Genomic DNA, 21,771 nt, shown 5'->3' on the forward strand with positions numbered 1-21,771 from the left:
AAGAAAATAATAACGAGGTAGGGATGATTTACTTGCATTTTTTGGGCTAGGTTTTTATTATTTAGCCGTCTGTTTGATTTGGAAAGTACTTTGCAAGTATTCTTACGTTTACTTATCACATTGTTCGTGGTGGCTACACTTAGTGGTCAAAACGAGGCTGGCTCTATGGTTGGATGTGAAATGCATGGCGCTACAAGTCATGAAATAAATCAAAGTATGCTTCAAAGTAATTTGCAACTGGCAGGCTCTCATCATCATGAAATGGTGATGGAGATGGATTGTTGTGACCCTCAGAGCGCAGCACAATGCAGCGATTGTACTTGCCCCACACATATGTGCTCCACAAATCTTGCAGCGTTTTCTCCAAGAGAATGGATAGCGCCTATTGTACTGAATAATGATAAATTGAGTTTCATAAGCGGTCAGCTTAGTGACTACCCTCGTTCTCTTTATAAACCCCCAATACTTGCTTAACCTCAGGGCAGATCTGCCTTAATTTTAAGATTTTGTACGATTAATCGTCTATTTTGACGTGATTTTCAACGAATTGATTGATACCAGCTGCAGTAATTCAATTGGTATTACATGCGAGGTTAGCATGAGAAAGTTTTATTTAGTGGTGACGCTATGGCTAATGAGCGCCATGGCATACGGTAAATCCGGTATAAAATTGGAAGTCTTTAAATCCCCAACCTGTGGCTGTTGTGAGCTGTGGTTAAACCATTTAACCGCACAAGGTATTGCGCACAAAGCCACCGACTTAAATTATCTTGGCTCACTTAAGAGTAAGTTTGGTATTAAGCAAAATTATCAATCTTGTCACACTGGGGTTTCTAAAAATGGTTTTATTTTTGAAGGGCATGTTCCTGCCAAGTTTATTAAACAGTTTTTGCAAAACGAGACGTTAACTCAAGATAAGCAAAATATCGGCTTGAGTGTGCCGGCAATGCCACTTGGATCGCCGGGTATGGAGGTTGGCGAGCGTTTTATGCCTTATCAAGTATTGCTACTCAAAAAAGATGGGAGCTATGAGGTTTTTGCTGAAATCGACAATTATGAGGAGCAATTCTAATGACAATCAAAGTTTCCCTGTTTATCGCAACTCTGATACTGCCACAGATAGCACAGGCCAATATTGCAACGTTAGAGCAAGCTATAGATGTCGCCATCAGCAACGATCCTTGGCTTAAATCTAGCCAATACAAGCGTTCTGCGATGCAATCTATGAGCCGCGAAGCGCTAAGCTATCCTGATCCTCAGGTGTCCATCGGTATGATGAATCTGCCTGTTGATAGTTGGGAGTTTAATCAAGAGGGGATGACTCAGCTTAAAGTTGGCGTGATGCAGATGTTACCGCGAGGAGATAGCCTCGAAATTAAGAGCCAGCAATTGGCACTTGACGCTAAAAAGCAACCGATTTTACAAGCGGATAGAAAAGCGCAAGTGCGCCGGGACGTTTCTCAGGTGTGGCTTGATATTGTGCAAGCCAAAAAGACGTTAGAACTGATTGAACGCGATAGTGTGCTGTTTGACCAAATGGTAGAAATAGCCAATGCTAGCTACTCCAATGCGCTGGGTGCAACACGCCAGCAAGATGTGATCCGTGCTCAGCTTGAGGTGATGCAATTAGACGATAAGCGTTCCGCGGCTTATCAGCAGCTTAACACCGCTAAGGCAAAGCTTTCGCAATGGCTATTAAATGATGCATTCACTAATTCAAATGCACTGAGTGTCCTTGAACAAAACGAAGTGACACTGCCGTTGATCCGCTCAATTGCGCCAAAGTTGATGCAGCAACGCCCAGTTGATAGCCAAGCTGTAGTACAACATTTGACTCATCACCCGTTGGTTGTTGCAGCCGACGTTGATACATACCGTGCCAATCAAGGGGTTAAGTTAGCTGAGCAGGCATATAAACCACAGTTTTCCGTCAACGCAAGTTATGCATATCGGGATGATGCTCCGGATCAGATGTCTCGCACTGACTTTTTTAGCGTTGGTGTATCATTCGACGTTCCGTTATTCACAGATGGAAAACAAGATCAGCAAAAAGCGGCAGCGACTGCACAAGTTGAGGCGAGTAAAACCGACCGGTTGCTGGTGCTAAAGCAGCTGTTTTCAAACTTAAATGGAGAAATTCAAACTATCCAACGATTGCAAGAAAGGCAATCGCTATACGCAAAATCAATTGTGGCACAAAGCGCTGAACAGGCCGAAGCTGCATTGACCGCTTATACCAATGACGATGGCGACTTTTCCGAGGTAGTGAGGGCGCGCATCGCGAAACTGAATGCGCAGTTATCAGCGCTTTCCATTGATATTGCATTGTTAAAAGCGGTGGTACGCAGTAACTATTATTTGGTTCAAATTGAAGAGGATGCAAGCCATGAATAACAACTTAAAAATGACGCTTGTTACCGTCACGACATTAACGGTCGGCGTGCTAGTTGGGATAAATTTCTCTTCAAGTAACGAGCCTGCGGTAGCGCCAAGCACTGAGAAAGCACCACTTTATTGGGTTGCGCCTATGGATCCGAACTATCGTCGTGATAAGCCAGGTAAGTCTCCTATGGGAATGGACCTTGTACCTGTGTACGAAGAAGAGTCTGCGAATGCAAAATTTGGTGAGGGGGTTGTGGAGATAGCGCCTCACGTTGAAAACAACTTGGGCGTTCGTACCGCGGTGGCTATGCGTCAAGCGATGTCTCACCAAATCCGCACTGTTGGGTATGTTCAGTACAACGAAGATAGCTTAGTTCACATTCACCCTCGCGTTGAGGGTTGGATTGAAAAGCTCTACGTGAAAGCAGCAGGTGAACCGGTCAAGCAAGGCGAACCTCTGTATACCTTGTATTCACCGCAACTGGTCAATGCGCAAGAAGAATACCTTATTGCTAGAAAGCGTAATAATCAGGCGCTCATCAACGCAGCGCACGAACGGCTCAAGGCATTACACCTGAGTGATGACTTTATCAATACGCTGAAAAAAACGGCTGAAGTGCACCAAAGCATTACCTTTTATGCACGTCAATCCGGGGTGTTAGATGGACTCCAGATCCGAGAAGGGTTTTACGTAAAGCCAGGCACAACGCTCATGAGTATCGCCAAACTTGACGAGATTTGGGTCGAAGCTGACGTATTTGAACGTGATGCTATGTTGGTCGCTCAGGGGCAAGCCGTTTCCATGAGGTTAGACTTTTTACCCGGCAGAACGTGGCGAGGGCAAGTCGATTACGTCTATCCCTCACTCAATGAAAAAACACGGACACTTAGAGTAAGGCTTAGATTTGACAACAGTGATGCGCTATTAAAGCCAAATATGTTTGCGCAAGTGAACATTCAAGCCGACTCTCGTGACGATGTACTTCAAGTGCCGAGTGAGTCTGTGATCCGCACTGCCAAACAAAATCGTGTTGTCGTTGAAGTTGCACCCGGTAGCTTTAAATCGGTTGCCGTTGAACTGGGTCAAATTGGTGATGAAAACATTGAAATCCTCAATGGCCTTAACGAAGGTGACAAGATAGTTACGTCAGCCCATTTCCTGATTGATTCTCAATCGAGCATTACTTCTGACTTTATGCGTATGGCGCCAGTTGCAGAAGCTAAGTCCGTTTGGATTGAAGGAGAAATTCAAAGCGTGAACGACCAAAGCCGAGTGGTGAATATTGATCATCAACCCGTACCCGAGTGGGAATGGCCTGAAATGGTGATGGATTTTACAGTGGCTGAAAGTGTTGATATTGACGCACTAAATGCGGGACAGGTTTTGCACTTTGAAGCGACAAAACAAGATGATGGCAGCGTATTACTGACAGGTATTCACATTATGCGTGAAAATATACTGCCTACAGCAACAGTGGGCGGTGTGATAAACGCCATCAACCCTGACACCCGAGTGCTTAATATTTCTCGCGACGCCATTGAAAAATGGGACCGTCCTGCAACAACAATGGACTTTGTTGCAGCTGAGCACATTGATTTAAGCCAGCTTATGACAGGAATGAAGGTGACTTTCACCTTTGAAGTGGGTGACGAATTTGTGGTGACTGATATCAAACCTGCAGGTGAGATGTCGATGAATATGCACTCTGGCCACTAAGGAGCGTTTACAATGATCCAAGCAATAATTCGCTGGTCAGTATACAACCGTTTTTTTGTGGTACTGCTGACACTGATGCTGGTGGGGGCTGGGCTATTTACCCTTAAAAACACACCTGTCGACGCCATTCCGGATTTGTCTGATGTACAAGTTATTGTCAAAACACCTTATCCAGGACAGGCACCACAAGTGGTTCAAGATCAGGTGACATTTCCGCTGACCACTGCAATGCTTTCCGTCCCAGGCGCAAAAACCGTACGTGGTTATTCCTTCTTTGGGGATTCCTATGTTTACGTTATTTTTGACGATAAAACGGATCTTTACTGGGCGCGCAGTCGGGTGCTCGAGTATCTAAGTCAAGTTGCACCACAATTACCTGATGCGGCTAAACCGCAGTTGGGCCCTGATGCCACTGGGGTGGGTTGGGTGTATCTTTATGCATTAGTCGATAAAACCGGCAAACACGATATTAGCCAACTACGCAGCCTACAAGATTGGTTTTTAAAGTTTGAGTTGCAATCGGTTGCCGGTGTGTCAGAAGTCGCGCCGATTGGCGGTATGGTGAAACAGTATCAAGTACAGGTTGATCCCAATAAACTGCGCGCTTACGGTATTCCGCTTACGCATGTGCAGCAGGCGTTGCAACTCGGTAACCAAGAATCGGGCGCTTCTGTGATTGAGATGGCTGAAGCTGAATATATGGTGACAAGTACGGGATATATTCAAAGCGTTAAAGATATTGAGGCTATACCACTTGGGCAAGCTGTCAAAGGCACACCATTAACGATAGCAGATGTTGCGTCTGTCAATATTGGACCGCAAATGCGTCGTGGCATTGCCGAGCTTAACGGCGAAGGAGAAGTTGTTGGCGGTGTTGTAGTCATGCGCTTTGGAGAAAACGCGCAAAAAACCATCGACGGCGTAAAGCAAAAACTTGCTGAGCTACAACAAGGCTTACCTGAAGGGGTGGAAGTGGTGACGGTTTACGATCGCTCCGAGCTTATCACCAAAGCCATTGATAATCTTTGGTCTAAACTGCTCGAAGAGCTGGTGGTGGTGGCCTTAGTGTGTGTGGTGTTCTTATTTCATATTCGCTCTTCCGTGGTTGCCGTGATCACTTTGCCACTTGGCATTTTGGTTGCTTTTATCGTGATGTATTTTCAAGGGGTGAATGCAAATATCATGTCCCTTGGTGGCATAGCCATAGCTATTGGGGCGATGACCGACGGTGCAATCGTGATGATTGAAAACATGCACAAACACATGGAAAGAACGCCACTCAATGATGAAAACCGCTGGGAAATCGTCGCTAAGTCGGCTTCTGAGGTTGGTCCTGCACTGTTCTTTAGTTTGTTGATTATTACCGTAAGCTTCTTACCTGTGTTTATTCTTGAGGCGCAGGAAGGGCGCATGTTTGCACCACTGGCATACACTAAAACGTATGCGATGGCCGCATCTGCGGGACTTGCTATTACACTTATTCCGGTGCTGATGGGGTACTTTATTCGCGGTAAAGTTGTGCCCGAGCATAAAAACCCAATCAATCGAATGTTGGTTGGCGCGTATACGCCCTTGTTGAAACAAGTATTACACTTTCCCAAGCTGACGTTGTTAGCCGCTGCAGTTATTACAGTCGTTGGCTTTTATCCAATGGATAAAATCGGCAGTGAGTTTATTCCGCCTTTGGATGAAGGGGATTTGATGTATATGCCGACTACATATCCAAGTATTTCGATTGGTAAAGCCAGAGAAATCTTACAGCAAACCGACAAGTTGATAGCGACGGTGCCTGAGGTAAAAAATGTCTTTGGTAAAATCGGTCGCGCGGAAACGGCAACCGATCCTGCCCCGTTGACGATGATTGAGACCTTTATTCAATTAAAACCTAAAGATCAGTGGCGTGAGGGAATGACCACTGAAAAGCTCAAAGCAGAGCTCGATAAGCTAGTGCAGTTTCCGGGCTTAACCAACGCTTGGGTGATGCCCATCAAAACGCGTATTGATATGCTCGCGACGGGGATTAAAACGCCTGTTGGAATTAAAGTCGCAGGTCCAGATTTAGATACTATCCAAAAGATTGGTCAAGATCTTGAACGTATTCTGAGTCAGGTAGAGGGTACAGCTTCGGTCTATTCAGAGCGGGTAGCTGGGGGGCGCTATATTAAGGTCGATATTCAACGTGATAAAGCCGCGCGATTTGGGCTCAATATTGCTGATGTCCAGCAAGTGGTCGCAACTGCAATTGGTGGAATGGACGTCACGCAAACCATTGAAGGACAAGAGCGCTATCCGGTTAGTTTGCGCTACCCGCAAGACTTACGCGATTCTCCCGAAGCGCTGCGGAAGCTTCCTATAGTCACCGCCGAGGGATTAAATATTGCCCTAGGTGATGTGGCAACTATCTATATTGAAAACGGGCCACCGGGCATTAAAAGCGAGAACGCTCGCATTAATGGTTGGACGTTTATCGATTTAGACGGAGTTGATGTTGGCAGTTATGTGGCTACCGCTAAACAAGTGCTGAGTGAGCAGCTGGAGTTACCTGCAGGTTATTCCATCAGTTGGGCTGGTCAATACGAGTATATGGAGCGTGCTAAAGCTAAATTGACTTATGTGGTGCCGCTTACGCTTGGGATCATTATTGTTTTACTCTATTTGAACTTTAGAAGCTTTAGCGAAGTGGCAATTATCATGGCGACGTTACCTATGGCGATGATTGGTGGACTGTGGTTACTATACCTTGAGGGGTTTAACTTTTCGGTCGCGGTAGGCGTTGGTTTTATAGCGCTTGCAGGTGTTGCTGTTGAAATAGGTGTGATCATGCTCGTGTATCTCAACCAAGCCATTAGTGAGCTTAAAGGTAAACCGCAAACATTGACTGTTGAGGCCATTAACAATGCCATTTTAGAAGGCGCGGGCAAGCGTATTCGTCCAGTCATGATGACGGTGGCAACGATTGTTATTGGGTTATTGCCAATCCTTTATGGCTCGGGCACAGGTTCTGAGGTAATGAGCCGCATAGCCGCGCCTATGGTGGGCGGCATGGCAAGCGCGCTATTACTTACCTTAGTGGTGTTACCCGTAGTATATATGTTGATGATCCGTTGGCGTGAAAACGTTAATAATTAATCGATAGCGGAAAAAGTTTGCCTCAAGCGCAGTAATATTAAGCGCTTGAACGGCAAACTTTGGTTTGAAAAAACGCAATTACAACCAAAAAGCGCTTAAGACCCCGTCGTTCTCAATCAGACTTGCTTGGCGCACTTATTGCTGTATCAGAGCAGCTAATGCAACAAGGAGCGGGTATGTTCATTCAAAATTCTTCTTATAAACAAATGTACGGTTCGAGCGATCTCTACGGTGGCACGAACAATAATGCTGTGAGTGACCAAGACATTTCTAATTCGGCGACAAAAAATTCAGGGACTCAGTCATTTATGGAAGCCGCAAAAGCCATTCAAGAGAACGCGCCGAATAACACTCAATCGACTTACCTTGCCAAACATTTTGACAAGGCTGAAGAAATAGCCCATGAATCATTGGTGAGTTCGAGTCACAAGAGAGGCAGTCGTGAATATAACATCGAGATGTATCGTGAAATGATGACAAACATTGTTGAGATGCCAATTGAAGTGGAAATTGCACCAGAGGAAATGAACCAAGCGTTGTTATTTAATCATTTGGGATTAGACTTTAATGAGTATAAAACCGTTTCTGTGCGTTCAGAGTTGTTAACTATGCTTGAGCAAAAAGTCGAGCAGGACAGTATGTTGATCAGATCAGACAAAGCCAAATTAACAGCAATCATAGCTGATACACAAGATAGGCTAAAAGCCGCTCAAGCGGCGTTGCTTGAAGGTGAAGATATTACTGAGCGACTACAAGATAGTAAAAGGGCGATTTATGATTCGTATGAACAGCTTAAGCTTGGCAAGGTTAGTCAGCGAGATCTGCTTTCGGTTTTTTAGTTGACTTGTATGCCGAACAATAAGGGCCCGTGATTTTGCGGTAAATTTAAAATAAGCTCAATGGACAACAATGAACCGCTTAATGTTCTAAGAAGTGTTTTATGACATGAAGTAAATCGTGGCTTTTGGGTTTATAGCGTGTTTCAAGGACTAGAGGTCAAGGTTGTTATAATTACCCAGTCATTCGCTGCAGTAGCTAGCGAATGACTGGTGTGAGATCAGCGAAGATCAGCTGGTGTAGGATAATCTGGGTGCTCAACATTTTGGTTGGACCAAACCGCAGGGATAGGTGGTTCCCATTTTTGCTCGATTTGTGAAACAAGAGTTTTTAAATCACAGTTGGGCTCACCGTAAAACTCAGCCCATTTCTGTGGCACATCTTCTGGGTTTGCTGCTTGAATGATGTGAGCCATCCATTGTTTCCTTAACTCAGCCCACTCAGGGCTTTGTTTTTGGCTCTCTTCAATACCGGCAAGTGGTCTAAGTTCTAAGTAGATTGTTCTTCTCGGACCATCACTGCGTTTAGGTTCAGAGCTATGCAAAATCATCATATCCTGAACGAGAATATCTCCAGCTTTAGCAGGTTGCTGCAAGACTCCCGGAATATTCCAGCCATATTCGCTAGAAAGTGAATAAATGTCTACAAGCTCGTGTTGTGAATCAGGTAGGTAGCGTAAGCAACCATCGTCGATATCGGCATCATCTAGATAAATTCCTACGTTTAAATAAGCATAATTACGTGGATGAGGTGCTCCTTGATGCCAAGCTATGTGCGGGTGAGGATGTGGATATTTGTAGACTAAATCGCACTGCATTGGCACACAGCCGAGACCGCAAATACCCTCGCTGATCTCAATTATTGCAGGCGTGGCGAGCAATTCGACAATTAACTCGGGCGCTTCAAAAAGCAAATCATTATAACGAAATAGCTTCGGCTCACCAGATTCGTTTGATAGATGATATTGAGTCGCGATTTTTCCTTCTTGCTGCGCTTGTATTGCTTTATTCTCTAGAGTATTAGATAGACGTTTAAGCTTCTCTAGTAGAACGTTGGGTAAAGTTTGTTCAAATAACACAAAGCCGTTATTAGCGTAAAAATCGAGTTTACTTTTGTTTACTATCTTCATGAGCGCACGTCCTAGTCAATGCATTGCTTGCCTTAATTCAGAACTTTGGTTTGCAGTGTGTACTTTTCAAGCCGATCAAGTACTAGTCAAAAATGGAGTCGATGCAAAGTAATTCATCATGTCGCAAAATAAAGTGTAGGGCAATTACAGGAAGTTACATCACATTGAACCCAGTTTATTTATTCTATGTCAAAAAGTTGAAAGAGAAACTTCCATTGGCGTGGTCACCCATCCTCAAGTACAATTAGCGTTTTCGTTTGCAACACACCGGAACCTTCCAATGGAAATCAAAGTAAATTACCTCGACAATCTCAGAATTGATGCCAGATTTGACGACTTTTCTGTCATTGCGGATCAGCCAATTCGCTACAAAGGCGATGGCTCAGCACCAAGCCCATTCGACTATTTTTTAGCGTCTTCAGCGCTTTGTGCAGCTTACTTTGTGAAGGTGTATTGTAATGCGCGTGATATTCCAACTGATGGAATTCGCGTAGCGCAAAACAACATTGTTGATCCAGAAAACCGCTATAACCAAATTTTTAAAATTCAGGTTGAGTTACCAGAAAGCATTTCTGAAAAAGACCGCCAAGGTATCCTGCGCTCAATTGACCGCTGTACCGTTAAAAAAGTGATCCAAACAGGACCTGAATTTCAAGTAGAGGCGGTTGAGAGCCTTGAAGATGACGCTCAGGCGATGCTGATGGTTGATACCAGTGAAAGCGACAGCACTTTTATTCTGGGTAAAGATTTGCCGCTGGAACAGACTATCGCAAATATGACCAAGATCCTGTCGGATTTAGGCATGAAGATTGAAGTCGCGTCATGGCGTAATATTGTGCCACACGTCTGGTCACTACATATTCGAGATGCTGCTTCGCCAATGTGTTTCACTAATGGTAAAGGGGCGACCAAAGAGAGTGCACTTTGCTCAGCACTCGGCGAGTTTATTGAGCGTTTAAACTGTAACTTCTTTTATAACGACCAATTCTTTGGTGAAGAAATTGCCAATGCTGAATTTGTTCATTATCCGAACGAGAAATGGTTTAAACCGGGTGCTGATGATGCGCTGCCTAACGAAATCTTAGACGATTACACCCGTGAAATTTACGATCCAGAAGGTGAATTACGTGGTTCACACCTTGTTGATACAAATTCTGGAAATGTGGCGCGCGGCATTTGCTCTATTCCTTACACTCGTCATTCTGATGGTGAAACTGTGTATTTCCCATCAAATCTAATAGAAAACTTATTCCTAAGTAACGGTATGAGTGCTGGTAATAACCTGTTTGAAGCCAAAGTGCAGTGTTTATCTGAGATCTTCGAACGTGCGGTGAAAAAGCAAATTATCGAACAAGAAATCGTGTTGCCTGACGTGCCAGAGTCTGTACTTGCTAAATATCCAGGTATTGTTGAAGGGATCAAAGGACTTGAGGAGCAAGGGTTCCCAGTCGTGGTTAAAGATGCGTCTCTTGGCGGTCAATTTCCTGTAATGTGTGTGACCCTGATGAATCCTAAAACAGGCGGTGTGTTTGCCTCTTTTGGAGCGCATCCAAGTTTTGAAGTGGCGCTTGAGCGAAGCTTAACCGAGCTGTTACAAGGGCGTAGCTTTGAAGGCTTAAACGATGTACCAAAACCTACGTTTAACAGCATGGCAGTATCTGAGCCGGAGAACTTTGTTGAGCACTTTATCGATTCAACGGGCGTGATCTCATGGCGCTTCTTTAGTGCGAAGCACGACTACGACTTTGTTGAGTGGGATTTTACAGGCACTAATGAAGAGGAGTGCGATAAGTTGTTTGGCATTCTGGAGACGTTAGGTAAAGAAGCCTACATTGCGGAGTTCACAGATTTAGGGATCGCTTGCCGAATTTTAGTCCCAGGATTTTCTGAAGTATATCCAGCCGAAGATCTCATCTGGGATAATACTAATAAAGCACTGCAGTACCGCGAAGATATTCTTAACATCCATTCACTAGATGACGAAGCATTAGCTAACTTGGTTGAGCGCTTAGAAGACAGCCAGCTTGATAATTATATCGACATTATCACCCTTATCGGCGTTGAATTTGACGAAAATACGGTGTGGGGTCAGCTCACTATTCTAGAGCTTAAAATTTTAATTTATCTAGCGCTTGGCGATATCGAAGCAGCCATTGAGCTAGTAGAAACCTTCTTGCAGTTTAACGACAACACCGTTGAGCGTGGCTTATTCTACCAAGCAATGCATGCCACACTCGAAATTGCATTGGATGACGAGTTAGAAATGGAAGATTACATTCATAACTTTACTCGCATGTTTGGTAAAGAGGTGATGGATGCGGTTATCGGTTCAATTAATGGCGATGTGAAATTCTATGGTTTAACGCCTACGAACATGAAGTTAGAAGGTTTAGACAAGCACCTGCGTCTTATTGAGAGTTACAAGAAGCTTCATACAGCAAGAGGAAAGTTAGCACAGCGCTAATCTTTACTTTTTGAAGTAAAAGCAAGATAGCATGACTGCTATCTTGCTTTATAGTTTGACGGGCTGGTGAGCATTATACCAATTGAATTAATTCTCTAATCAATTTGAAGGGGGAAATAGCATATTAGCTTCGTTAAAAATTTCTCATTTAGAACAACTAAATAGCAAAACTTTTGCCTTGCCTATATGGATATAGGTACCTTAGCGGTAGCAGGACGCGAGAGCGGTGCTACTAAAGCTATTTCCCCGCTTCAAGATAGATCATTTACTTAATGCAACTGGTATTATGCGGTTGAGGCTGCAAGTGTTCATTGCAGCTCACAGAAATACACATCAGCTTAGGCAGCTAACCTCAGGTTAATTAGACTGCTCCTCTTTGATACAGTTTTGCGCCTTAAACTGTGCCTTAGCATCATGATATATAAAAGAGAAGTCTGCTGTACGTGGTGTAAATATTGGTTTGCCAGTACTCTTATCACAGTCGGTTGCGATCCCGCCTGCTGCATGACAATTCATACAAGAGGAGCTTTTATAATAAAGCGCTTCTTGTTTACCTAATGGCTGATTTCCTAGTTGTAAAAATGTCTCAATCACCTCATTAGTTAGATAAACAGGGTGGGGCAATCCACCTGAATAATTGGTGAGCTTGGTTTCAATTGTATCACTTGGTTGGCCATTAATATCAGTCATTGGCTTACTGCTGTTATTAGTTGAATACTGCGTACCAATTAGTTTGTAATATTGCAGAACAGCGTTTTCTTGTTTGAATAGCTTAGAAATATGCTGATTCACTTTTTCAACAACCGGTGATATTTGTTCCAATCGAACCACTTGAGTAGGCTTAGTGCCTCCTACTGGGTGATTGATTGCGCATGTTGGACATTGCTTATCGAAAAAGGTTGGAGAGTTGCCCCAAACATTATCCTGATGTGAAAAGGTTGCGTAAATCCAATTACTAGATGTGCCGGTTTTCTGCATTATGTGAAATCCAACTACGCCAACTTCTTGTTCTTCGACTTTAAATGAGCCTGTTTCACCACTTTGTATTTGGTGGTAGCGTTTTACGGGCAGTGTTGCGCGAATGTACTTACTCGGATCATCAGACTCATTGAGTATTTTCCACGCTACTTTTATCTCGATAGCAAGGCCTGGTGGCTTAGGGTCAAAATTGGTCAGGTCTTGTGACAAGTTACAAGTGGGTAATGAGGAACCACTGGAACACGCTAAAAAGCCAATCGTATTCATGTTGATGCACATGCTACTCGCGCTCTGGCTTTTGCATGCCCAACTATAAGTTGGGTTATTCGCGAATTCAATTTGGCCATCTATGCTATATAGTTTATTTTTGGTAATAAAATTGAATACATAGGGACTAACAAACTTCTGATAATATACAGGGTTGTTTTTTTGGTCAGTTAAAATTGCCTGTTTTTTCGGTGTATTTTTGGGCGCAACTTGCTCCACTGCAGATAAAGGCTGCATCATGGCGAAGTTTTTGGATATTTCCCAGTTTTTTGGAGGCGCTGCATCTGCTGTGAAAATAGTCTCGGTTTCACGCCAGTTTATCCAAAGTGGAAGCGGGCAGTTGGCGCCTGAATCGGCTTCACACACTTTTATATTATTTTGCGTGAGCTTATAGTTTTCGTCCAATTGCCTGTTTAGTGCGGTAAAGCTCAGCCATGAAAATAGTGCGTATCGGTGATCCAAATAATCAAGCTTCTGCGATTCATTAGGCTTTACGGGCTTTAACTCTTCACACGACTTCACTAATTTATTGTATGCGTCAAGTGGGTAGGGTTTTAGCTGAGTCAAGTCGTTTGGAAAAGGAAATGGCTCTGTTAATGTGCATTCATCTTTGACTAGCCAATCTGGAAAAATGCTGTATTCAGTAGCAAAAGTACCAGTACTTACGAATAGTAAAGAGAGCTTCGCTATTACACTTTTCATGATTATTTCCTTTTTTTATAAGGTGAAGAATATAAATATGACTTGATATTAAATTCAGATGCTGATGTAAGGGTTATTTTTATATAGTAACCAGTTTGTACTTTCAGGTTGAGCCAAGGAGTTAAATTAGTGCTTAATTCTTTTTCTGTTATTTTTCTTAGCGAGCTCAAAAAGCTATCTTGTAGATAATTTTCGTCAAGGCTTGTTATCCAAGGTAATTCAATTTCAATCTTTTCTGACAACTCCGTTGAATAGGAAAGCCCAACTTGTATTTCATCTGATACTTGAACGATAGTATTTAATAACTGTTCCAGCAGATATAAGTTTCCTTTCCAGTCTAGATCTTTGAGTAGACTGGGAAGTCTTAAGGTTTCTAATTTAAAAACGAATTTAGCTCTAAATGCCTTTCTGCCAAATGTAAAACTGAAGTGGTTTATCCTAGTGCATTCTAAACTAGGAAGTAACTCTTTTGTTTTATTTAAAAACTCAGGAGCTAAAAACTCAGATGTGTTAATTATAAATGAGCTTAATAGGCTAAAGTCAGAAAAATGACAATGTTGTGTACTTACACAAAATGTTGGAACTGTGCTATATCGACCCTCTTCATAGTCAAAACTAAACCATATTAAATTTACTAGTTTATAAGCAGGGGATTGCTTCCTATTATTTATAAAGTCATTTATTCTTAGGGCGTATTTATTTGGGATTTTTTGATTTATATAGGATGAAACGCTATCTAAATTATGAGAAGAGCAATAATAACATACTAAAAAGTCAACAGGATCTTCAAACTGATCAATTCTGTTTTCAAAGCATATAGCGTGTATATTTTCAGGGATTTCACTGACAATTGTCTGAAGCTTTTCTAATACGGTATTATTGAGATGTTGAACCTCACTATCAAGTGCAATGCTGTAAAGCTCACTTTTACTATATTTCATGATGAATGCGGGTGAAATGCCAATTTAACTTAATTTTGGTTTGTTTTTTGTGCATGATGTCAACAATATTAGAGATTGACTATTTAAAAAATAAATAACTCAACTTTTATTACTGACAGGGACTCACTACAAAAAATACACGCTTGATTAAGATAAAAAAATCACCCGCTGCTCCTATGTATTACCAAATTGTTTTGATAGTGTGTTGAATTTCAGGTCTTAGTTCTGCTGATAGTTGATCCCACAGATCATCTGTTAATCCAGTTTCTAAAGAAATTTCAGTAATAATGCGTTTTTGAACTTCTGTTAAATCAAACTCTGCCATCACTTCGGCCAAGTTATCGGTCGCTCGTTGCTTCAAAGCTTCATCGTTAGTTACATTATAGATGTAAGAGATTAAACCAGTTGGTAGTGTTGTATTATCACTCATTTTTCATTTCCTAATTTTCATAGTTTTGGAGATATAAGGTTTTAGTACTAGCCTTATCATTTAAGTATTCGTTATAAGCGTCATCTTTCATTGTGTTTTTATTAAATAGTAATACTTTATATAAAAAGTAATAATAAAAAGCACGATGTGAACGATATCCAGCAAAGCTTGATATTTTTTCTTCGAATTCTTGTAAGCTATCTATATTACCTAAATTAGCCAAGTAGTTGAGCATATTATTATAACCCAACCAGCCAACATTATTAGAATTTTTTGCAAGGCTTACCCCTGTTGATGAGTAATTTTTTGCTTCATCTTGATATTTTTTAAAATTAGCTGAATCTTTTTGTATTGAAGCATGTATTAGTTTAAACCACGCCCATATCCCATTTGTTGCTGAGCTAATGTCATTTATATTAATATTTTTGGAAAGCTCAGCTAAATCGTTCATGGCGCTTTGTGCCAAATCAACCTTACCAGTGAGCAACTGTGATAGCGCTTTAAAAGCAATACAAGTGAGTTCAGAGCAAAAGCCGTAATTATCAGTTATGGCTTGAGAGCTATTATCGAAGAAGCCCTCTTTTGGTAACGTATCGACAAGCGTAATTACTTTGTCAAACTCTCCTAGCGAAAAGTAGGATTGCGATAAGAGCTCGAAGATCACTGGGTGTTGGTGAGGTGGATATTCGTTTTTGTTTTCGTGCAGCTGTAATCCAATATTATGAGCTTTTAATATATCACCAGTAGCGTAGGCGTGTAGCCATTCACCTCTCATCGTAATGAAGCGCTCTTTAGGGTCTAAAATTGTGGCGAGTTCACTGATATTTTGAAGCACGTGCTTTTTAGCCAACGTGTCTAGCCAACCATTGTATGCAACCCGTGATGAAGCAAGTGCATTTTTAATTTTATGGAGTAAGGGCTGGTTATCAATTAACCCATTTTGAAAGAAGTTCAATGCTTCTGCATAGTAAATACTGGCCTCTGCGACAGAGTAAATGGCAGCTGCACTTTTTGCTGATGTTAGTAATAATTCAACAGCTGCATTATGATCTCCCACTTTTGCTAAATGATGGGTTGTAAGTAGGGGCTGCTTTTGACTCATTCCTGTGTTGTTGAGTACTTCAATTATGCTCATGTGATGTGTATATGATTCATGCTTACCCATACTTTCATAGGCAGCATCCCTTACCAAAGCATGTTTAAAAATGTAGCTATCGTTATCAACACGACGTTGATGCACGATAAGATCGTTAGCCATTAACTCATTTAAGTCGTTTTGAATTTGGCTTTCACTTAAGGATGATGTAGCAATAAGTAAATTGTATTCAAACTCTCGGCCGATGGTTGCCGCCAGTTGCGCTGTCTCTTTGGCATGATGAAGGTTGTCTAGCTTTTGTTGCAGTGATTCTCTTAAACTCGTGGGTACTTGGTCAAGTTTGTCTGGTGCGAGGAAGTCAATCTCTCCTCCTTTATCCCCAACTAATGCTTTTTGCTTAAGCATATTGACGAGTTCTTCAATAAATAGCGGGATCCCGTCGGTACGACCGGTTAGCAACTTGAGAACTTGCTCTGACACTCTGCGGCCATCAAACAAGTTAATGATAAAGTCTTCGGTGGCCTTCTCGGTTAGCTTTTTCAGGCAGACATCCACTAAGGTGAGGTCTTTTAACTGAGTTGGCACCGCTTGTCTCGAAGTGCTTAGTAAAACATCACCTGAAGCGAGCGCACCGACAAAGTGATGTAAAAACTCTAAGGTGGTGCTATCTGCCCAATGAATGTCTTCAATAATGTAGAGCTTGAACTTGCTGAGCCCATGACGATTTGACAGTAATAGCGCGCAAAGCCCTTTAAACAACACTTGCTTCTGCTCATCGGGAGAAAGTGTAGAAGGCGTAATTTCATCACCAAGTGAGATATTGAGCCAAACTAGCAACACAGGGATCGCTTGCTCTAAATCGAGCTCACTGTCCATGTTTGATAACACATAACTAAAAACAGTATTAGCTGAATGAGCGTCAAGCTGTTCGGTGTTAAATAGGTACTTGACCAACGTTAAAATTGGATATAGAGCGTTATTTTGATGCTCTGGTAAGCATTGGGCGACTAAATGTTGATATTGTGGTGCATTGACACGGATTTCTTGCAGTAGCCTAGATTTTCCAATCCCAGCTTCACCATGAATGTAAGCGATGCGGGTTGCGCTTTCAGCTTTATTATTTATGAGTGAAAGTGTCTGTTCCAGCTCAAGGTGACGACCAACAAGTTCATGATGATTTCTTGTACCACGCATAAAGCCAAATGCTTCTATGCGACGCTCACCCTGTAAGTTGTATACCGGAGTTAGTTCGAATAGCGGGCCAATTTGCAACTGTCCGTAGAGGTTAAACTCGGAGAAAGCATCCAAGAGTGAGCGTGACTCTGCACTACATAAGATTTGGCGTTCGCCAGCTTCACGGGATAGTGCTGCTGCAATATTAGCGTGGTGACCTTCAGGAACAGCATTGGCGTAGGTAATAAATACACCAGTGTGAATGCCGATATGAGCGTTGAGAGAGACTCCGTGTGCCTCTTGCATCAGTGCGTTACGTTTGGCAAGTTCGCTTATCATTTCAAGTGCGGTCCTTGCAGATAATCGTGCGTCGTTATCGCTGCTCACTGGATAGCCAAAATAAAACAAGCTGGTATCAGCAAGGTTGCCTACGTGGTATGCACCATAACGAGTCGCGATATCAATAAAGTGATTGCGCTGAGATTTATAAACGGTGTCGATGACATCGTAATCTTTGCCATGATTGTCGAGTGCCTTAACGCTTAGTCTCACAGCAAGAGCTGTGAGCTGCTTGCGCTCAGTAAGCGCGGTATATTCTTGAATGGCACGATGATTAGGGTCGTCATCACGGAGCATCACTGTGGTTTCATCATAACCATGTTGGGCTTTAACATCATTTAGCACACCAACAAGGTTAGATACATTCATTCTTGCAAGTTCAGAAAATGCCTCGGTTGCGGTGATCACCCGCTCCAATGCACTTTTATTGAGCACGCGTCTGAGAAGCCCAGCAAGAGGGTGGCCAAGTAGGGCGCTTGGAATCGGAATATGCACATCGCTTAATTGTTTGTGATAAATCGATGCGACACTGTTGCCTGTTACCGCAGGAACACCAGTCAAACATTCCAAAAATACTAACCCCCAGACATATAGATCAGATTTAGCTGAAGCAGGCTCACCGCGTAATTGTTCTGGGGCGCTGTAAGAGGGGGTGCCCAGTGTTTCTTGCGTAAGCGTGATTGTTTCAAAGTCATGTTGGCGTGTTTCTTGTGCCAGTGTACCAATACCAAAATCAAGTATTTTGGCATAAGTCTTTGCGCCAGACTGGCTTAACATAATATTGGTTGGTTTTATGTCTCTGTGGATAATACCTTGTTGGTGGGCGTGAATTAGCGCATCTAAAACTTGCAACATGATGTCAGTTGCATACACAGAATCAATTGCGCCATTTTGACTTAGATAGTCTCGTAGCGTTTGCCCTTCCACATACTCAAATACCCCGAACATTAAATTTTCATTTAATTGTCCTTTATCTAATAATCGTACGATATTTGGGTGATTTAATTGACTGCAAAGTAAGGTTTCACGATTAAAACGTTCTGCATATCTGTGTTTTTTCGTCGCTTCCAGTTGTGGTTCTAACGCCAAAAACTTTAGTGCAACGATTTGCCCTGTATTTATTTGGCGTGCTTTGAAAACTTTACCGAACCCACCTTCTCCAACCTTTTCAAGTAGTTGGTATTTGTCAGACTGGAAAACATCGACAATATGGCTATCCGAAAACTGTGTCAGAGACATATGATTACTGATTCTTATTTTTTGTTAATGATATAGGGTAATTGGAATGTAAATACTTGTCTAGCATCAAGATTTTGATTGTTCAAAAAATCAAAATTTAGCCGTCGCTATTTTGCACACTTAGCAGGTATGTTAATTGGGTTGTATTGCAAGAGCACGCGCTACAGTGCTACAGGTTAAATCTCTATTACAAGGTGCTGTAATATAATGTAATTTTATATTCTCCATATTTCTGGCATAATCCTGCAGAATAAAATAATAAAAAGGCTAACTTCTTGAAACGTAGAACTTTCCTATCTGTCGGAACAGCGATCACTGCAACTTCTTTTATGCCATTTAGCTGTTTTTCGTCTGAGCAGCCGCTTGATTTGGCAGTCCAAAGTACGCAAGTCACCAACAATGAGTATGGTGAGTCCGACAGGAGAAAAAGTTGCTGCAAGCGGCAATCGCGTTAAGGTCTTCGAGAATAGCGGTGTCTTTGCATACTCGTATGGTGGTAGTCGTGTGATAAAAAGAAAACTTAATAATGTCGATGGTCATCAAGAGATATTACTAATAGATAGGAAGCTTGGAGATAGGTGTTGGGTGTTGGATAAAAAAGTCAATAAATTGATAGCGCTGAACTAAAACTGAACTAAACTCATTCATTAGAAGGTGAGTTAGTGATTTATACCACCTTTTTAAATGAGAACTAACACTAAGGACTTAGGAGCTTATCATTTTATGGAAAAGCAGCTGTTTTCTGATGTGACCAAGCTAGATTTCGCCGATCCACAAATCGATGATTTATTAAAGTACTCAATAAGAACGCAACTTGAGTCAATGTTGAAGACTCAGCTCACAGCGAGTGAGCGACAAGCCGTGTTACAGAAAAGTTTTATTGACGCAATTAGGTTGGTGTTGATAGACACCAAAGTGGAACATCAGCAGTTGATGGCTGCCTTCGAAACTATGTATGACTGTGCAGTTCAGTCCATGGCACAAGCAAAGTTAAGTCAAGAGCTGCTGACCAAACAGTATGTTTCGCCCACAGGCCTAATCATGTCGCCCCATAACTGTAAGCATACAATTAAAGATATTTATCGCATTAAAGGGTACGCGCGAGGGATTGATCAAGCTATTCGTGGAATGCTGAAAAACAAGGCACAGATCACAGTGCTCTATCCTGCTTGTGGGCCTTTCGCACCTTTATTATTACCGCTACTCAGTTACTACAAAGAACACGGCGTTTTTTCCAGTGACCAAATAAAAGTCAGCCTGATCGATGCGCACCCAGGAGCAGTGTTGTCTCTACAACAATTAGTCGAGGATCTTGCTCTAGAAGATTATGTAGAGCACATAGAACAGGTTGATGCTACCGAGTTTATTCCTGAATCTTCAGTTGACTTACTGGTGCTTGAAGCTATGCAGCATGGCTTTACAAAAGAAGGCCAGCTAAGCATTGCGAAGCACCTGGTTAAGTACCTTTCAATTGATGGCTGGATGGTGCCAAAGCGCATTTCCATTAGGGGCATGATGGTTATCGGGGAAACAGAGTTCAATCAGCAGTGGAAAGAGGTGGATTATAGCCACTCAGAATATGTAAATGAGGCTGCATTAAATGACCGTATTGAGCTTGGAGAGTTACTTCGAATCGACAAATCATCCCTCCTAAAAATGCAGGAGGTGGAGTTAGCTAATGGTATTAAAGTAGTGGCAGGTAATTTGATCACCATTCCAAAAGGCGTCGCGGATATGGGTGAAAGAGTATTAGCGATTTATGCAAATGTAGAGACCTTTGCAGCAGAAGGTGTGGGGCAATACGATTCTGGGATCACACACCCTCGGCCTGATATGACATTTTACGTCGATGCTAAACCTAAAGAAGTAGAGCACACACACTTTGTTGCATGTGGCGGTGATAAGGTGCAGTTTTACTACCAACTTAGTGGTTTGCCAGGTTTTGTACCTGTGAAAGTATAGGAATTCATTGATGAAATCTAAATATGCTCTATTCAGCGGTAGCTGCCTATGTTTATTAGCTGTTCAATATCTACTACAGAGAGAAGCGCTGGCCTGCGTTGTTTTAGTCGAGGCGGAGGCAAATCCTGATCTTGAGCAGTTAAAGCAGTTTTTAAATCATCATCAAATACCTATGCTGCAATATCGAGAAGATTCTGATAAACACTTGATTTCAGAATTGGACAGGCTCGGAGCTAATCGTGGCTTGGTTTATCTATTTCGGCACAGAATTCGGTCAGAAGTTATCCGCTATTTTAACAATGACATCGTCAATATCCATCCAAGTGCTTTGCCTGAATTCCGAGGTCCCATGCCACTTTTTTGGCAGCTTAAAGAAGGAGCTGAAACCGTCCGGCTAACTTTGCATAAGGTCATTGAGGAGTTAGATTGCGGAGCAATAGGTGCGTATATCGACTTACCTATTCACCCATTTGATACTTCACAGTGTTTACATCAAAAAGTTGCGCAAATGGTTCCTGCTCTGTTGGATAAGCTTATTCAACAAGAAGCAACGGGTACACTCAATTGGCATGAGCAGCCTCAAGCCGAAGCGTTAAACAAAATACATTACGCTAGGCACGTTAAAATTGAAGATCTGGTTATCGACTTTCAGCGAGATACCTGTACACAAATCGTTAACCTTACTCGAGCCGCAAACACTGAACTGGGAGGGGCGCGATTCAAATTTCGAAATGGTCTAATACAGCTTATGCAGGCAACCAAGATTGATTGTGATTTGATGGGTGTACGACCTGGAACGGTCATTGAACTTGACCGAACTAATGGTTTATTGGTCAAAGTTGTAGATGGGGCGGTGCGGTTAGACATTGTTTTAACAGAGCAGGGCATATTTGATGGATATCGCTTTGCGATGTTATTTGGATTAGAAGCTGGAATGGAGATGTCTAATTTTAGTTAGCAAAAAGTAAACTTGGATTGGAAAGAAA

At 42.3% G+C, this 21,771-nt stretch carries 15 protein-coding genes; 10 read left to right on the top strand and 5 right to left on the bottom strand.

All coding sequences use genetic code 11. The features are described 5' to 3' along the window. The first annotated feature begins 90 nt into the window (after window positions 1–90). The 6 genes from CWC29_RS23085 to CWC29_RS23110 all read left to right on the top strand — a co-directional run bounded on the left by CWC29_RS23085 (window position 91) and on the right by CWC29_RS23110 (window position 8,067). Window positions 91–474, top strand: a complete 384-nt coding sequence (locus tag CWC29_RS23085; RefSeq protein WP_235956718.1) for a hypothetical protein — start codon at window positions 91–93, stop codon at window positions 472–474. A 124-nt stretch (window positions 475–598) separates the two neighbouring features. Then, window positions 599–1,072, top strand: coding sequence for a DUF411 domain-containing protein (locus CWC29_RS23090; RefSeq protein ID WP_128725775.1), 474 nt, complete (start codon window positions 599–601; stop codon window positions 1,070–1,072). Then, window positions 1,072–2,394, top strand: a complete 1,323-nt coding sequence (locus tag CWC29_RS23095) for a TolC family protein (RefSeq protein WP_138523764.1) — start codon at window positions 1,072–1,074, stop codon at window positions 2,392–2,394. Before CWC29_RS23090 ends, CWC29_RS23095 begins: the two co-directional genes overlap by 1 nt. Beyond that, window positions 2,387–4,099, top strand: coding sequence for an efflux RND transporter periplasmic adaptor subunit (locus CWC29_RS23100; RefSeq protein ID WP_138523766.1), 1,713 nt, complete (start codon window positions 2,387–2,389; stop codon window positions 4,097–4,099). Before CWC29_RS23095 ends, CWC29_RS23100 begins: the two co-directional genes overlap by 8 nt. Window positions 4,100–4,111: 12 nt before the next feature. After that, window positions 4,112–7,228: an efflux RND transporter permease subunit gene (locus tag CWC29_RS23105; RefSeq protein ID WP_138523768.1), complete on the top strand. Its 3,117-nt coding sequence runs from the start codon at window positions 4,112–4,114 to the stop codon at window positions 7,226–7,228. Window positions 7,229–7,404: 176 nt separating this feature from the next. Continuing rightward, window positions 7,405–8,067: a hypothetical protein gene (locus CWC29_RS23110; RefSeq protein ID WP_138523770.1), complete on the top strand. Its 663-nt coding sequence runs from the start codon at window positions 7,405–7,407 to the stop codon at window positions 8,065–8,067. A 218-nt stretch (window positions 8,068–8,285) separates the two neighbouring features. Here the strand turns inward: CWC29_RS23110 and CWC29_RS23115 are convergent, their stop codons facing one another. Further along, window positions 8,286–9,194: a phytanoyl-CoA dioxygenase family protein gene (locus CWC29_RS23115; protein ID WP_138523772.1), complete on the bottom strand. Its 909-nt coding sequence runs from the start codon at window positions 9,192–9,194 to the stop codon at window positions 8,286–8,288. A 280-nt stretch (window positions 9,195–9,474) separates the two neighbouring features. Between CWC29_RS23115 and CWC29_RS23120 the strand changes: the two genes are divergently transcribed. After that, a complete protein-coding gene (locus CWC29_RS23120) occupies window positions 9,475–11,658 on the top strand; it encodes an OsmC domain/YcaO domain-containing protein (RefSeq protein ID WP_138523774.1) in 2,184 nt (727 codons plus the stop codon). 357 nt (window positions 11,659–12,015) lie between these two features. Here the strand turns inward: CWC29_RS23120 and CWC29_RS23125 are convergent, their stop codons facing one another. The 4 genes from CWC29_RS23125 to CWC29_RS23140 form a co-directional block, all read right to left on the bottom strand. Next, window positions 12,016–13,605, bottom strand: a complete 1,590-nt coding sequence (locus tag CWC29_RS23125) for a hypothetical protein (protein WP_128725768.1) — start codon at window positions 13,603–13,605, stop codon at window positions 12,016–12,018. A 2-nt stretch (window positions 13,606–13,607) separates the two neighbouring features. Then, window positions 13,608–14,546 (bottom strand): hypothetical protein, encoded by a 939-nt coding sequence (locus CWC29_RS23130; RefSeq protein WP_138523187.1) that lies wholly within the window; start codon window positions 14,544–14,546, stop codon window positions 13,608–13,610. Window positions 14,547–14,727: 181 nt separating this feature from the next. Continuing rightward, on the bottom strand, window positions 14,728–14,976 hold the full coding sequence (locus tag CWC29_RS23135; protein ID WP_128725766.1) for a hypothetical protein: 249 nt from the start codon (window positions 14,974–14,976) through the stop codon (window positions 14,728–14,730). 10 nt (window positions 14,977–14,986) lie between these two features. Continuing rightward, window positions 14,987–18,823: a TOMM system kinase/cyclase fusion protein gene (locus tag CWC29_RS23140; protein WP_138523185.1), complete on the bottom strand. Its 3,837-nt coding sequence runs from the start codon at window positions 18,821–18,823 to the stop codon at window positions 14,987–14,989. 399 nt (window positions 18,824–19,222) lie between these two features. Between CWC29_RS23140 and CWC29_RS23145 the strand changes: the two genes are divergently transcribed. The 3 genes from CWC29_RS23145 (at window position 19,223) to CWC29_RS23155 (ending at window position 21,743) form a co-directional block, all read left to right on the top strand. Next, the gene (locus tag CWC29_RS23145) at window positions 19,223–19,450 is read left to right on the top strand and encodes a hypothetical protein (protein ID WP_128725764.1); all 228 of its coding nucleotides are present in this window, start codon (window positions 19,223–19,225) and stop codon (window positions 19,448–19,450) included. A 96-nt stretch (window positions 19,451–19,546) separates the two neighbouring features. Then, window positions 19,547–20,785 carry an SAM-dependent methyltransferase gene (locus CWC29_RS23150; protein WP_128725763.1) on the top strand — a complete coding sequence of 413 codons (1,239 nt, stop codon included), beginning with the start codon at window positions 19,547–19,549 and terminating at the stop codon, window positions 20,783–20,785. A 10-nt stretch (window positions 20,786–20,795) separates the two neighbouring features. After that, entirely contained in the window at window positions 20,796–21,743 is a 948-nt protein-coding gene (locus CWC29_RS23155; protein WP_138523183.1) for a methionyl-tRNA formyltransferase, read from the top strand. Window positions 21,744–21,771: the final 28 nt, after the last annotated feature.

Source organism: Pseudoalteromonas galatheae, from assembly GCF_005886105.2.
GTDB lineage: Bacteria > Pseudomonadota > Gammaproteobacteria > Enterobacterales > Alteromonadaceae > Pseudoalteromonas > Pseudoalteromonas galatheae.

Excerpts from the sequence above, each read along its gene's own strand:
- CWC29_RS23090 (WP_128725775.1), top strand. The coding sequence starts at position 599 with ATGAGAAAGTTTTATTTAGTGGTGACGCTATGGCTAATGAGCGCCATG.
- CWC29_RS23095 (WP_138523764.1), top strand. The coding sequence starts at position 1,072 with ATGACAATCAAAGTTTCCCTGTTTATCGCAACTCTGATACTGCCACAG.
- CWC29_RS23100 (WP_138523766.1), top strand. The coding sequence starts at position 2,387 with ATGAATAACAACTTAAAAATGACGCTTGTTACCGTCACGACATTAACG.
- CWC29_RS23105 (WP_138523768.1), top strand. The coding sequence starts at position 4,112 with ATGATCCAAGCAATAATTCGCTGGTCAGTATACAACCGTTTTTTTGTG.
- CWC29_RS23110 (WP_138523770.1), top strand. The coding sequence starts at position 7,405 with ATGTTCATTCAAAATTCTTCTTATAAACAAATGTACGGTTCGAGCGAT.
- CWC29_RS23115 (WP_138523772.1), bottom strand. The coding sequence starts at position 9,194 with ATGAAGATAGTAAACAAAAGTAAACTCGATTTTTACGCTAATAACGGC.
- CWC29_RS23120 (WP_138523774.1), top strand. The coding sequence starts at position 9,475 with ATGGAAATCAAAGTAAATTACCTCGACAATCTCAGAATTGATGCCAGA.
- CWC29_RS23125 (WP_128725768.1), bottom strand. The coding sequence starts at position 13,605 with ATGAAAAGTGTAATAGCGAAGCTCTCTTTACTATTCGTAAGTACTGGT.
- CWC29_RS23130 (WP_138523187.1), bottom strand. The coding sequence starts at position 14,546 with ATGAAATATAGTAAAAGTGAGCTTTACAGCATTGCACTTGATAGTGAG.
- CWC29_RS23135 (WP_128725766.1), bottom strand. The coding sequence starts at position 14,976 with ATGAGTGATAATACAACACTACCAACTGGTTTAATCTCTTACATCTAT.
- CWC29_RS23140 (WP_138523185.1), bottom strand. The coding sequence starts at position 18,823 with ATGTCTCTGACACAGTTTTCGGATAGCCATATTGTCGATGTTTTCCAG.
- CWC29_RS23145 (WP_128725764.1), top strand. The coding sequence starts at position 19,223 with ATGAGTATGGTGAGTCCGACAGGAGAAAAAGTTGCTGCAAGCGGCAAT.
- CWC29_RS23150 (WP_128725763.1), top strand. The coding sequence starts at position 19,547 with ATGGAAAAGCAGCTGTTTTCTGATGTGACCAAGCTAGATTTCGCCGAT.
- CWC29_RS23155 (WP_138523183.1), top strand. The coding sequence starts at position 20,796 with ATGAAATCTAAATATGCTCTATTCAGCGGTAGCTGCCTATGTTTATTA.